This window comes from Moorena sp. SIOASIH, assembly GCF_010671925.1.
Classification (GTDB): Bacteria; Cyanobacteriota; Cyanobacteriia; order Cyanobacteriales; family Coleofasciculaceae; genus Moorena.
In genome coordinates this window covers 172,656-187,635 of the sequence record NZ_JAAHIH010000001.1, presented here as the reverse complement: position 1 = coordinate 187,635, position 14,980 = coordinate 172,656, and the positions used below count along the sequence as shown (strand labels likewise).

The window sequence follows — 14,980 nt, the reverse complement described above, 5'->3', positions numbered from 1 at the left end:
GAGAGCTTGGTGGAACTGGCATCAAGCCAGTTTCATGCTTATTTTCCTGCGGGCAGGATGCCCACTCTACTCCTATTCATTCAGAGACTGACGCAACGGCCTTTATATTATATTGATAACAATCCGCGTCGAAGTTTTGATAATTTTTCTTCCCTACTCCCTACTCCCTACTCCCTATTCCCTTTACTATATAAGGTACCTTAAATTTTGTTAAACCTACTCGACACTGCCTGCTTCCTTGAAACTCTCTCAGGGCATCCGTGAAATAAATTGTACCAACAGGGGGGCGCTAAACAACAAAGCGATATCAATAACGGTGATAGTAGCGAAGCGAATCTGTTGACTACTCATAATTACCTATTTCCTCATTTATCAAGGTACATTAAATTTTGTTAACCCTGGTCTCAAGCTCCCTTGAAACACCTTCAGGGCATCCGTGAAATGAATTGTACCAACAGGGGGGCGCTAAACAACAGAGCGATATCAATAACAGTGATAGTAGCGAAGCGAATTTGTTGACTACTCATAATTACTTATTTCCTCATTTATCAAGGTATCTTAAATTTTGTTAAACCTACTCGACACTGCCTGCTTCCTTGAAACACCTTCAGGGCATCCGTGAAATAAATTGTACCAACAGGGGGGCGCTAAACAACAGAGCGATATCAATAACGGTGATAGTAGCAAAGCGAATCTGTTGATTACTCATAATTACCTATTTCCTCCAGCAGTTATCTAAACCTTCTTTAAAGTTGATGTGAATATACTACAGTCCAGAATAATTTCACTGCACCGACTTAGCTCACCCACCTTAGTGATTTTCCAGAGCAATTGGTGTGATCTGGATCACAATAGCAAAGGGAATCGGGAGTCGGGAGTCGGGAGTCGGGAGTCGGGAGTCGGGAGTCGGGAATATGGCATCAAAAATTCTCCCATTTGTATTTGAGTTGTGAACAGAATCCCTGAGGCAAGAGGCAAGAGGCAAGAGGCAAGAGGCAAGATCTAATCAACTATATAGAGATTTTTGGAAATCGAAACAACTGTAATCGCTGTTTACAATTCATTTAGAAACCCGATACCAATCCAGGGATTTTCCTTAATGCATATAAAATTTAATTTGTCAAGCAACTTTACTGAACTTTTATTCTAGGGGCAATGTCCTAGAAGCCTGTGGTAGATTTAACTCAAAGACTGCGGAAGCTTGCCGATCGAAAAGGTTGGCATAGATGAGGATTCCGTTCCCCAGATTCTCGTCACTCAAGGGTGTATCTGATTTTTATTCAACCGCTGGTAATCCAACTAGCTTGCTCCGGATTAGGTAGCGCTAGCCTTGTATCAATAGCTAAACATCCCATGCGGCAATTTAATTTTTAATCAGAGTTAAAACGTTCTGCTGATGACACCCTTTTTTCGCAAGGCTTTTGCCCATCTACCCAAAAAAAATCCTAGGTCACAGCCATCAGATGGTCACTCTAGCGCTAATCAAGCCTCTACTTCGAGGAGGTTCGATGCTAAAGCAAATCATCCTCGGCCTTCGTTCCCAAGATATTCTCTAGTCCTACTATTATTCCTCAGCTGTAGTATTTCCATTGGGTTAACTACAAGCTTAGTCTATGCCCAAAGTGATGGCAGTAGCACCGATACTAACAAAACCCTACGGGAGAGTACCATCGAGGAACTCAAGGAAAAATCTCAACCCACCTTTGCTCTACCTTCCCCACCAACTAAAGCTCCTGAAATCGATGCTCCTGCTGCTGGTCAGTACATCCTAGAATTCAATCGCAGCCCAGTAGTAGGGTCTCGTCTTAGTTTAAGAGGCATCTATGACGAGGCACGGCTAGGGTTTACTCGTCCCCGAGATTGGCAACTTAAATCTGTCAAAGCTTTGATTCGCTTTCGCCATTCTCCAGCGCTCTATGCCACTCGCTCTAATCTTACCGTTCTAATTAATGGTGTTAGCGTTGGCAGTATTCCTCTCAACCGCCAGAAAGGGGAAATTGGGAATGTGCTCTTTAATATTCCTATAGACCAACTCCGTAACTACAACCAAATCACGATTGCGGCGCTACAGAATAACTCTCCTACCTGTACTCAAGACCCCTATGACCCTTCCCTATGGACAGAAATTCTACCCGATTCTAAAATAGTCTTTGATTTTGAACCCCAACCGGTTTCTCTAGACTTCAATCGCTATCCTTACCCGATCTTTGATGACCTGAGTCTAGAACCAAATCAAATTACTTATCTGTTGCCCAAGAAGATTGATGATAATTGGTTAACCAGCACTGCTCGTTTCCAAGCTTCCTTAGGTAGGCTAGCGGATTATCGTCGCCTGAATACGTCCTTGGTGAAATCTGTTAAAGAGGCCAGTGGAACGGGGATTAATCGCTTTTCTGGTAATCGATTGGTAATCATCGGTACACCAGAACAACAGCCAGAACTAAAATCCCTGAAACTACCCCTTCCTGTAGGAAATAATCAGATTCTCGATGCTAAGGACAAAGCCTTACCCCCCGATGTCGGGGTCTTAATGTTAACTACCACTCCTGGCAATGAAGCCGCAGTATTGGTAGCAACCGGTAATGGGCCAGAAGGAGTGGCGAAAGCAGTACAGTTTTTAGTGCAATCGAAAGACCGTCAAATTGGTACCAGTCAAGCCATCTTAGTCGAAAAGCTGGAGGAAGTGCCAACCCCTGCATCCCGTGATTGGCCAGACTATTTACCTCTAGAACCCACATTCAAGCTTAGTGACCTCAAAACTCCCTACAATCAGCCGATTGAGGATATAACCGTACGGGGTTCTGATTCCCCACCCATTAATATTGACTTCCGGGCATTGCCCGATGATCAGTTTGAGGGGGATAACTATATGAACCTAATTTATAGCTACGGCCCCCAAATTAATCCCAAAACCTCAGTAGTGGAAGTCAAGCTAGATGGCATTGCCCTAATCGGTAAAAAGCTAACGTCCATCAATGGTGGAACTAGAGAATCCCTGAGGGTTCCCCTGCCCATTGACAAAATTACCCCCTATTCTATAATCCAGGTGGATTTTCGTCTTGATGCTCGGGAACGCCGCTCCTGTAGCAAAGTAACTGACCAACAGCTTTGGGGTACGTTGCACAATGATACAAATTTTGAACTCCAGCGCACCAGTGTTGCCAAAGTGCCAGATTTGGGGTTGCTGAAAACTGGTTATCCCTTTGCTGCTCCTCAGGATTTATCCAATACCGTTATTGTGCTACCAAAAGACCCCTCAACCAGTGTACTGATGACATTACTAAAGTTCACTAACAGACTGGGACGGTTAAGCAAAGCGGAATCAGTCCAGTTATCAGTTTACACTAAAGACTCTTTACCCACTGAGGAACGCAGTGACCATCATCTGGTAGGAATTGGCACTCAAGATAAATTTCCTGTTCCCGAAATTTTCTCCTCTGGTGGCTTTAAATTAAAAGATTTCTTGACACGGCAGCGCAATGATAGTCAGATTCAAACCTGGTCTGATCATGATGGCGTGATCAAAGAAATTATTTCGCCATGGAATAAAGAACGGGTGCTTCTTGCTCTAATTGCTCAAACCGACAAAGGCTTAAAGCAAGTCCAAGACTTATTAAACCAAGACCCACTCTTCTCTCAAATCAAGGGAGACACGCTACTGATTAGTGCCAACTCGGACAATCCCGATATTTATGAACAAAATTATTATAATCTAGAGTTTTTCCAGCAAAAGCGAAAGCGTCAAATGGAAAAACCTGAGTTGACTAAGCAAATTTTTAAATTCATAATAAGAAGTTGGTTAATGTTAGCTCCAGCTATTATAGCTGCTACCCTGATTAGTTACGGGGTTATTCAGTTTTATCTAAACAAAACTGCTAGAGATAGAAATTAATGACCATTTTTTTAAATTCAAAATGCCAAATTAAAAATTCCATTATTTATAATTTATTGGGAATTATTTCAACAAAACCAAAACCCATATTGTTGAATGCAAAATGCCAAATTAAAAATGAATAGCTTTCTAACTTGGAATTGTTTCCACAGGTGCGACCCGTGATGGCGAGCAATCCCTTGACCGTAGGTCACGCGGGGCGCGTTCGCCATCACGGAAAGCGCACCTAAGAATACAATACCCTAAATTAAGTTATGGAGTATTTTAAAATTTTGAATTGATAATTTTTAATTGGAGCGAAGCGATTGACTATTCCATTTTTAAAGATTAGGTCAAAACCAAGTCGCAGAGGCTTGGTGACGTCACCCCAACAGCGACAGCGACTAACAGTCTGGCTAGTGGAAGACTTACCCCATATATTTGACCAGATTTTACAGTGGCTAAGTCGCGGTCAATTGCTGTTGCTGATGGTATGCCTACTATTGCTATTCATTCCTCTAATTACTGCTCGCCCACCGATTTGGCAACAAGGGTTGCTTGGCTTCATTTTGTTCCTGGTGGGACGGGTGATTATTCAGATGGAGGAAGATAAACCCAAGCGTAAAACGAGTGAATATCTCCACTTATTATTGATTTTACTTAGCGCTTTCACTACCCTACGCTATTTTTATTACCGCACTCGATATACCCTTAATTTTGAAGGGTGGCTGAATATCGTTTTTTGCTTGCTGTTGTATGGAGCAGAATTTTATGCGATCGCTACCTTATTTTTAGCTTACTTTCAAACCTTAAAAATCAAACAACGTAAAGCGGTTAATTTAGAAAATAAACCCCAAGATGAGTGGTTTTCGGTTGATATTTACATTCCTACCTATAACGAAGATATCGAAATTGTCCGCAAAACAACCTTAGCGGCTGTAGCCATTGACTATCCGGCTGATAAAAAATCGGTTTATGTCCTTGATGATGGCAGAAAGTATCCAGAGCGTAGGGAAAAGTTGCGCCAAATGTGTGAGGATCTAGGCTCCGAACTCCTGACTCGGGATAACAATGATCATGCTAAAGCTGGTAATATCAATACGGCTTTTCACAACACCAAAGGGGATTTAGTCCTGATTCTGGATTGTGACCACATTCCCGCTAAAAGCTTATTGAAGGAAACTGTTGGCTTCTTTTTTAACCCTAAGGTTTCCTTTGTCCAAACACCCCACTGGTTTTATAACCCAGACCCCTTTGAGCGTAATCTGCTCACAGAAGGCAGAATACCTGTGGGTAATGAACTGTTTTATAAGGTGCTGCAAAAGGGCAATGATTTCTGGAATGCGGCGTTCTTTTGTGGGTCTGCGGCGGTGATTCGGAAAACCCACGTCATGGAAATCGGAGGTATTGCCACCGAAACAGTTACCGAAGACTGCCATACTGCCTTTCGTCTGCACTCAAAGGGTTACGAGTCGGTCTACTACGACAAGATTATGGTGGCAGGTTTAGCGCCAGAAAAATTTTCGGCCTATATCGGTCAACAGGTACGTTGGGCTAGGGGAATGGCTCAGATTCTGCGCCTGGAAAATCCCTTGTTCAACCGGAAGGTGAATTTGAGCCTGGCGCAACGGTTGTGCTACATGAGTGCCACATCCCACTTTTTCTTCGGCTTCCCCCGATTGATGTATGCGATCGCACCCACTCTATTCTTATTATTTGGCATCAATTCGGTTAAGGGTCTGGGTTTTGAAACCTTGTGCTATGCTCTGCCTCACGTTATTTTATCGATGCAGACCAACCACATTCCCTACAAGCACGTCCGTTTCTCCTTCTGGAACGAGATTTTTGAATTTGCCCTGTCATTCCAGGCAGGAATTGTTACCATCTTAGCTCTGATTAATCCTAAGTTAGGGTCTTTCAATGTTACCGATAAAGGGATGAATGTTACCAAGCGCAGCTTTGATTTTGATTCGGTCAAGTACTTGGTGTTAGTTGCTGCACTGGCTGCTGCTGCCTTGTTTACTGTACCCCTGTGGCTATGGTTAAGACCGGAGGATAGCCAAGCGGTGATTGTTAATGTTTTTTGGTCTATCTTTAACTTAATCCTGCTGATGGCTGCTTGTCTAGTTGCTTTCGAGCAACCCCAACTCCGTCGAGCCCACCGGATGCCAAGGAAGTTAACAGCTGTGATTCATACTCCACACCAGAGTTGGAGAGGTGAAACCGTTAATATTAGTGAAAGTGGCGTCCAAATTCTGCTGAATAAGAGACCGAACATACCAGATGAAATCAGAGTGGAACTCGAAGGAGACTACGGACACAAGTGCTTGGTCCGAGGGCGGGTGATGCGAGAAGTTGCCATGGGGGAGCAGGTGAGGCTATTTGTTGATTTTATTAATCTCACCCGTACTCAGCAAGATGATCTGGTGTTAGTTATTTATTCTGATGTCAATGAGTGGTATTCCCAGAGACGATCTGAGACAGACCATCCTCTCCAATCCCTTAAGTTTATTGCTACGAGTATCAGACGAGTCTTCCGTGAATTCCGACCAGCTAAAGAGACCAAGGTACGTCAAAAGGTTCAAACGGCGGTGCAATTATATTGGGATTACTGGAAAAACTATTCCGTTAGCGCGACAATCACGGAAATTGGAACTCATGATTTACGCTTGGAATTAGATGGCAGCCAGATTAGCAATCTCGATACAATGCAGCACAATAAACCCCTGATCAGTTTACTGGTAACTCAGGAATCTAATCACTTACAAGATGTGAGTTTTTTGGCTGTTGTGGAAACTATAGAGCAGTTAGTTGATACCGGATCTGTTGATTCGATTGCGATCGAGTTAAGTTTCCCAGAATCAATAAAACAGCAGCAACGGCTCAAAATTCGACAGCTTCTGGATAGCTTGGATTGATAGCAAAGGGAATAGGGAATAGGGAGTAGGGACGATTCTTCTATCCTACCCATCTCTTCTCCTTTGTCAACCTCCTCACCTGAATGCTTACCTTTCAGCTTCGATAGGACTTAGGCAAATTGCCTTACAGCGCTTTTCAGATTAATAAACCACATTGAGGGAGCCAGACCAATTAAAAATCAATAATCAATTGTGGTTCACTCAATAGAAAAGCGCTGTATGCAACCTTAAATATAGGAGTGATTCCCATGCTACTGAACGTCTCATTCTTATTTAAAATAACTATAAATAGCACTTGAGCGATCCCGTTGTCAGTATTACTTCAAGTTACTCAAGGCAGACTGTGGTCGCTAGACATTGCGTTCTGACCAAAATCAATTAAGATTGAGCGCAATATTGGCAACAGAATTGGGCGAGAATCCGTTAAACACTTCTTTTTGGCACCAGCTAACTGTTGAGGCAATCTCTGGCTGACTTTTATGATTTTGAGAAAATAGCAATACGTTTTTTGCGCATTTCTGCTTCTTCCACAGACAATTGTTCAAGCTCCCGAACAACACTCTCTTCTATTCCTAATAGTGCTGCCATTTGATGAATCTTTTGTTGCTCACCTGGATGATATTCTCCATCAGAACTACATGCTTGAATCGCCACATATATGGTAATCAGTCGCCCTTTCCGACTAGCAACGTTAGAACTTCCTGCCAGAACTTTCTGCAAATCATCATCTCCGGCATAACTTGTGGCGAGTTCATAGGATTTTATATCCTGATAAGCTGCTGAACGTCCGGCGAACCAAGCTCTTTCTTCTGGCGATATTGTCCCGTCTCCCTTTGCACAAATCAGAACAGCCTTCGTAAATGTTTCATAATCTTCTTCCGGTGGGAGTTCTTGGATCCCATACAATTCATCCATAATCCACAACGTACCATCCTCTATACTAGGCATAATTTCAACTCCTCTTTAATTAGATGGGGATCGGAGGGTTTGGGGTGAGCGGTAAAACTTCTGACTACACGAACAAATTTTCAGCTTTTTTCTTCTACCAAAATGGATCTGAGGATCCATTTTCCTCGACAAACCCAGGACTTCAAATAAGTTACAGAAGCATCTGGTGTTTGTCAATGAGTATTTTCGCTTAATATGAACTGACGAGATGATGTTAGGCTCTGTTGCTGGGCAGGGCTGTTTCATTGTCGAGTCAAATGGAGATAGAGTCAGACTAAGTACAAATAGACAACAAATAAGTCAGATTATCCCCTAAACTGTCTATAAATTCGGTTATTGAATCATAGCCATTAGCCCGGATTAGGGTTAATACCCAGGCTGGGGGGGGTGACATCCAACCTGAAATCCTTACTAGATAATAATTTAAGCCAATCAGTTACAAAAAGATACATGCGGTTTTGGGCGCGACCTTGGACGTAGTTATAAGGGTTTGAGCTTGCCATTAAGCGATGCAGCGCGGTCATGGGGGTTCCCCCCATGACCGCGCTGCCGTGGTTTCCCCCACTCGCTATTGCATCAAGACAATGAAAGGAGGGTCAATTTGGGACTGTATCTTACCTGAGCTCACCTAAAAACCTTATATAGTAAGCTTTTTAGGGCTCATGTCACCCCCTCAGGATGATTACAATAAACAATAAGTACACAAAGACTAGATAATCAACGATGACAATGGCATTACCTAACAGATCCAAAAATTGCTGGCTTTTGCAGGTATTTAAGTGGCTTTCAGATCCAGTCGGTTATATGGAAACCACAGCTAAAGAATATGGCGATATTTTTATATCGCCAGTTGTGGTAAATCTTGGGGAAGTGGTATTTTTCAGTAACCCCCAAGGTTTACAAACAATTTTAAGCAATCCTCAAAAGTTCCCTGCCTCTGGGAATTTAAATAAAACTCTTGAACCTTTATTAGGTAGTAATTCTGTCATCATGTTGGATGGTGAAGAACATAAAACACGGCGAAAGTTACTGTTACCTCCGTTTCACGGAGAAAGAATGCACACTTATGGTCAGCTCATTTGCGATATCACTAAAAATGTGACGAGTCAGTGGACGGTTAATCAACCATTCACAATTCGGGACACCGTACAAAAAATTGCCATGCGGGTAATTTTTTCTACGGTGTTTGGTTTGCATGATCGGCCACATTATCGCCAATTACAAGAATTGTTATCTGCCAGACTCAAGGCCACGAGTTCTCCCTTGAGTGCCAGCTTAATTTTTTTCCCATTTCTAGCAAAAGATTATGGGGATTGGAGTCCAGGGGCAAAAATTAAGCGTCAACAAAAACAAATTGATGAATTGCTTTACGCAGAAATTCGCGATCGCCGTGCTGAAGGAGAGAGCGATCGCACCGATATTCTCAGTTTATTATTATCAGCTCGTGACGAAAATGGTGAGGGGATGAGTGAGGAAGAATTACGAGATGAGTTGATCACTTTGCTAGTGGGAGCTTACGAAAACACTGCTACTGGTCTGGCTTGGGCTTTTTATTGGACTCATCGCTTACCAGAAGTTAAAGAGAAACTCTTAGCAGAAATCGATTCTCTGGGAGAGAATCCCGACCCGATGAGTTTGTTTCAACTTCCCTATCTGACTGCGGTTTGGCAAGAAACATTACGCATTTATCCAGTGGGAGTGTTGACATTGCCTCGTTTGGTACAAGAATCTGTAGAAGTGGGGGGAAAACATTTAGAAGCTGGCACAATTATCTTTCCCTGTGTTCATTTGCTGCATCAGCGTGAAGAGTTATACCCAGAACCTAAAAAGTTTAAGCCAGAACGCTTCCTGGAGCGTCAATTTTCTCCTTATGAATATATACCGTTTGGGGCGGGTGCTCGTCGCTGTATTGGTGCTGCATTGGCTGAGTTTGAAATGAAATTAGTGTTGGCCACCATTCTCAAGCAGTATGAACTAGAATTAGCCGATAGTCGTCCGGTTAAACCTCAGCGTCGCGGTTTGGCTCTTGAGCCTGCGGGTGGGGTGAAAATGATCCTGAAGGGTGATCGCATTTCTGAAGAAAAACCTCTAGCGGGACTTAAACCAAAAATCAGAGCTAAATAGGGTTTAATCCTTTTAAACCATAGACTTCACGTCAATGTATGAGCGATGAAAGAAACACGATACGGCAGCTATGCCCCCATGCTTTGATAAATGGTTTGACACTCCCCGTCCTAGAATAACGGGGATTCTTGGATCTACGACTCGTCTTGCGTTGGCCTGGCCGGAGCCAGGAAAAGTAGAGGACAAATCTCCCCGAGCGTTTAGATCATGGATCTAGGTTTCGGTGTGCCCCACCGTACCTTTTTTATATGGATAGACAGATATTTTTTTTATCTAATTTTTTTTCATAGACTTTGTAGTCGTTAGACTAAATTACGCAATATGTATCTCATACATATTTTTCACGTTATCTACTTATAGTTAGATAATATCGTGTCTATTGGAAAGTTTATTACCTATAGCTTTATTATAGCATATCTAAGGAAAAGCCGTCCTAGAAGGACGGGGCGCGATTACCAAAACTTTTTGGTAAAAGGTTTGATGATCTGTTTAACCACAAAGCCCAAAAAAGGGAGTTTAGGAATTATATTGGGAGATTATTGGGGGAAAGTCAGAGAAAAAACCTCTCTCAAATGGCTGATAACGCCCGCTTGAGTTACATACCACAGATTACACCATTGTCTTGATGCAAAGCGCGAGTGGGGGAAACCACGGCAAAGCGCGAGTGGGGGAGACCCCCTTTGAAGTTACCGTAAGAGAGGGTCGCCTTTATAGGGACAGGTTATGGGTCATACTTTTAAGTTATATGAAATAAGGCGACCCTCTCTAAGGTTTCGTCTTTGACCGCGCTGCCTCCCCAAGACCGCACTGCCTCCCCAAGACCGCTTAGGTCAAGCGCACCGGTGGGGGAACAAAACTCTCTTGCGTCCCCCAGAATTGGGGGACCCACGGGGGCTTTAATAAAACCAGATGATCGCGCATTCATTCCTTAATTCAGCAACGCCGTAAAACCTAACACCTGAGACCTTAACTATTAGTAAATAACAATATTATAATATAGCAGAATCAAGTATAATTAAAAAACTATAGCATTTATCATAGCTATGAGGTACACAGGATTGTGTCTCTGTTCCGATGATCCGCTGCTCCCTACTCCCTACTCCCTACTCCCGCGCAACCCATAATGAAAGTACCTCACCCCATTGAGAACTGCTATATATGAACCTTGAAGACGCTCTGGAATTCGCCAATACCTTAGTGTTTGCCAAATCGGGGAATCATCTCACTGATTTACAGCAAGCCTTAATTGAGGCATCTTGGTCCTGGAAGCGTCAGAGTTATGATACAATCGCCCATATCTATGGCTATTCCCCGAGTTACCTGAAACATGATGTGGGTCCGAAGCTGTGGAAACTTCTCTCAGAGGCTTTGGGGGAAAAAGTCAGTAAAAAGAACTTTCGCTCAGCGATCGAACGACGGTGGCGCACTCAACAGGAAACTATCTCCTCGGACCAACAGGTAACTAGAGAAGAAAGAGATGGGATTGGCCCAAGGCCACGCTACGCGATCGCGGCCAAGTCAAGGGATGGGATTGGCCTAAGGCCACGCTACGCGAAGGCAAAACCACGTCACGATTGGTCAGAAGCCGTTGATGTTAGTTTCTTTTATGGACGACAATCAGAACTGGCCCAGTTGCAGCAATGGATTCTGACCGAACACTGTCGGCTAGTTGCCTTGTTAGGGATGGGCGGCATGGGCAAAACCTCCCTCTCCATCAAGCTTGCCCAACAACTCGAACACCAGTTTGAGTTTGTTATTTGGCGCTCCCTACGTAATGCTCCTGACCTATCAGAGATTTTGACTCAGTTGCTGAGATTTCTATCCAATCAGCAAGACATTGATTTACCAGATACCACAGACGAGAAAATTTCCCGACTGCTGAATTATTTACGCTCCCACCGGTGTTTGCTAGTTCTCGACAATATGGAGACAATTTTACAAGGGGGAGCTCAAAGCAATGGTGCTGGACATTATCAAGCTGGATATGAAGAATACGGTCAACTATTGAGACGGTGGGGAGAAACCTCCCATCAAAGCTGCTTAGTACTAACCTCTCGGGAGAAGCCTCAAGAAATTGGACTGCTTGAAGCAGAAATGCTACCTATTCGCTCCCTACAACTAAGTGGCTTGAAAACTGCTGAAGGACAGGAAATTTTTAATATCATCGGGTCTTTCCAAGGTGAAGAAAGGGAATGGAATCAGTTAATTACCGGGTATTCTGGTAATCCCTTAGCTCTAAAAATTGTGGCAACAACAATCCATAAATTTTTCGCCGGTAATATTGCGGATTTTTTAAATCAAGATGCGATAATATTTGGGAATATTAAAAATCTTTTAGAGCAGCATTTTGCCCGATTAAGCGCTCCAGAACGAACAGTAATTTTTTGGCTCGCCATCAATCGAGAAGAAGCCTCATTTGCTGACTTACGAGATGATATATTTCCTCCTGTACCACCCCAACAACTGATCGACACCCTGGAATCCTTGGAACAGCGATCGCTTGTGGAAAGAAAAGCATCTATGTTTTCCCTACAACCGGTGGTGATGGAATACGTAACTGAACGCTTGGTTGAGCAAATCTGTGAAGACATTATTGCTGGTGTAACCGCCATTAATAACACTAATAACTGGGAAAATTACCTGTTTAGGACTCATGCTCTCCTCAAAGCTCAGACCAAAGATTATCTTAGAAATACTCAAATTCGTCTAATTATCCAACCCATTGTAGAGCGTCTACAGATTGCTTTAACGGGTAAGGATAACCTAGAAAAACATCTAAATCAGATGCTCGACACTCTTCGAGGGAAACCTCCCTTAGCCATTGGCTACGCTGGCGGAAATATTATTAATCTCCTTTGTCAACAGCAAATCTGTTTAAAAGGCTATGATTTTTCAAGAGTTACCATTTGGCAAGCTTATCTACAAGGGGTGGATTTACAAGATGTCAATTTCGCTTACTCCAATTTATCCAAGTCAGTGTTTACTAAAACCTTAGGAGTAGTATTTGGGGTAGCGTTTAGTCCTGATGGTAAGCTTTTAGCTACTGGAGATGTGGAAGGTCAGTTGCGTTTATGGCAAGTCGAGAATGGTAAGCCAATTTTAATTTGCAAAGGTCATACCGGTTGGGTTTGGTCTGTTGCCTTTAGTCCTGATGGTAATACCCTAGCCAGTTGCAGTAGTGACAAAACTATTAAACTATGGAATGTCACCACAGGTCAGTGTATTAAAACCTTAGAAGGCCATACCAGTTCTATTTGGTCAGTAGCATTCAGTAGGGATGGTAAAACCCTAGCCAGTGGTAGTGATGAATCAACAGTAAGGCTTTGGGATGTAAACACTGGTGAATGCCGTCAGGTATGTCAGGGACACACCGGTAAAGTCCGTTCGGTGGCCTTTAGTGCAGATGGTAAAACCCTAGCCAGTGGTAGTGATGACCAGACAGTGAGACTGTGGGATCTTAGTACTGGTGAATGTCGCCAGATCTGTCATGGTCATACTAATCTGATTTGGTCAGTTAATTTTAGTCCTGATGGTGCGATGTTAGCCAGTGCTAGTGCTGACTTTACCATTAAATTGTGGGACCGATGCACAGGTGAATGTCTCAACACCTTAACTAACCATAGCGATAGAGTAAGGTCGGTGATGTTTAGTGCAGATGGGCAAACCCTAGTCAGTGGCAGTGATGACCAGACGGTGAGGCTGTGGAATGTCAGCAGTGGTGAATGCCTGAACTACCTACAAGAACACACCAATTCTATATTTTCAGTGGCATTCAATCGGGATGGTCGAACCGTAGCTAGTGGCAGTAGTGACCAAACCGTACGTCTATGGAATAGCAAGACAGGTCGATGTCTTAAAATCCTACAAGGATATACCAATTCTGTATTTTCAGCAGTATTCAGTCCCAATGGTCAACAATTAGCCAGTGCCAGTACTGACAACATGGTCAGGTTGTGGGATGTCAGTAGTGATAACTGTTTAAAGAGACTAGAGGGACACACCGGTTGGGTGACTTCGGTGGCATTTCATCCCAATGGTGAAATTCTCGCTAGCAGCAGCGCTGACCAAACCATACACTTGTGGTCAGTGAGTACAGGTCAATGCCTGAAAGTATTGCGCGGTCACTCCTATTGGGTGCAATCGGTTAGCTTTAGTCCTCTTGGTGAGACTCTTGCCAGTAGTGGTGATGACAAAACCATCCGGTTATGGGATGTCAATACTGGTGAATGTTTTAAGATATTACGGGGTCACACCAGTTGGATTTGGTCTGTTACCTTCAGTCGAGACGGTCAAACCCTAGCCAGTGGTAGTGAAGACGAAACCATACGCTTATGGGATGTCAGGAGTAGTGAATGTCTCAAGATTTTACAGGGTCACACTAGTCGAGTACAGTCGGTAGCGTTTAGTCCTGATGGCAAAACCCTAGTTAGTAGCAGTGGAGACCAAACTGTTCGGGTTTGGGATGTTAGCACTGGGGAATGTATCAAGATTTTACGGGGCCATAGTAAAGGCGTCTGGTCTGTAGCCTTTAGTCCTGATGGTGAGTTGATTGCCAGTGGTAGCTTAGATCAAACCGTGAGGCTTTGGCAAGCAAGTACGGGTAACTATCTGAGAACCTTACATGGTCATCGGAATTCAGTACGGTCATCGATTGGGTTTAGTCCTGTAAAACATCAAGATCACCAGGGTAGGTCTGATCAAGAACAGGTGAGCAGTTATTGGCTTACCAGTGGCAGTAATGATGGGACTATTAAAGTTTGGGATACTCACACAGGTCAGTGTATTAAAACCTTGATTCCTGATCGACCTTACCAAGGTATGAACATCACAGGGGTTACGGGTTTGACCCTAGCACAGAAGTCAGCACTGGAAGCGTTGGGGGCGCTGAGTTGATTTCAAGAAGATGGGTAAGCTAAAATGCATTTTAAATTGGTTTTAGCAATGGCAAAAGGCAAAAGGCAAAAGGCAAAAGGAAAAAGGCAAAAGGCAAAAGGCAAAAGGGGACTGCAATAATATATTTGTTTTATTTGATTTCCATCATAATATAAAGTTTAAAAGCACAACAGTTTATTAGTTTTTTGGAGTAAGAAACATGAGTAACAAAGAAATGTTCAAAACA

General features: G+C 43.2%; 7 protein-coding genes. 5 read left to right on the top strand and 2 right to left on the bottom strand.

The annotated features are described in order from the left end of the window. The first annotated feature begins 9 nt into the window (after positions 1-9). Positions 10-204 (top strand): hypothetical protein, encoded by a 195-nt coding sequence (locus F6J90_RS00845; protein ID WP_293090646.1) that lies wholly within the window; start codon positions 10-12, stop codon positions 202-204. 642 nt (positions 205-846) lie between these two features. On the opposite strand, the gene F6J90_RS00840 is transcribed toward F6J90_RS00845, so the two are convergent. Next, positions 847-999 carry a hypothetical protein gene (locus tag F6J90_RS00840; protein ID WP_293090645.1) on the bottom strand — a complete coding sequence of 51 codons (153 nt, stop codon included), beginning with the start codon at positions 997-999 and terminating at the stop codon, positions 847-849. Between the two features lie 397 nt (positions 1,000-1,396). Here F6J90_RS00840 and F6J90_RS00835 point away from each other — a divergent pair, with 397 nt between their 5' ends. Together F6J90_RS00835 and bcsA are read left to right on the top strand one after the other, a co-directional pair. Next, positions 1,397-3,892 (top strand): cellulose biosynthesis cyclic di-GMP-binding regulatory protein BcsB, encoded by a 2,496-nt coding sequence (locus F6J90_RS00835; protein ID WP_293090644.1) that lies wholly within the window; start codon positions 1,397-1,399, stop codon positions 3,890-3,892. A gap of 305 nt (positions 3,893-4,197) precedes the next feature. Continuing rightward, positions 4,198-6,789 (top strand): UDP-forming cellulose synthase catalytic subunit, encoded by a 2,592-nt coding sequence (gene bcsA, locus F6J90_RS00830; protein WP_293090643.1) that lies wholly within the window; start codon positions 4,198-4,200, stop codon positions 6,787-6,789. Between the two features lie 477 nt (positions 6,790-7,266). Here bcsA and F6J90_RS00825 read toward each other — a convergent pair whose 3' ends face one another. After that, positions 7,267-7,737, bottom strand: coding sequence for a hypothetical protein (locus F6J90_RS00825; RefSeq protein WP_293090642.1), 471 nt, complete (start codon positions 7,735-7,737; stop codon positions 7,267-7,269). A gap of 723 nt (positions 7,738-8,460) precedes the next feature. Between F6J90_RS00825 and F6J90_RS00820 the strand changes: the two genes are divergently transcribed. Beyond that, a complete protein-coding gene (locus tag F6J90_RS00820) occupies positions 8,461-9,861 on the top strand; it encodes a cytochrome P450 (protein WP_366513658.1) in 1,401 nt (466 codons plus the stop codon). Positions 9,862-11,019: 1,158 nt separating this feature from the next. Then, positions 11,020-14,754 (top strand): NB-ARC domain-containing protein, encoded by a 3,735-nt coding sequence (locus tag F6J90_RS00815; protein ID WP_293090640.1) that lies wholly within the window; start codon positions 11,020-11,022, stop codon positions 14,752-14,754. Positions 14,755-14,980: the final 226 nt, after the last annotated feature.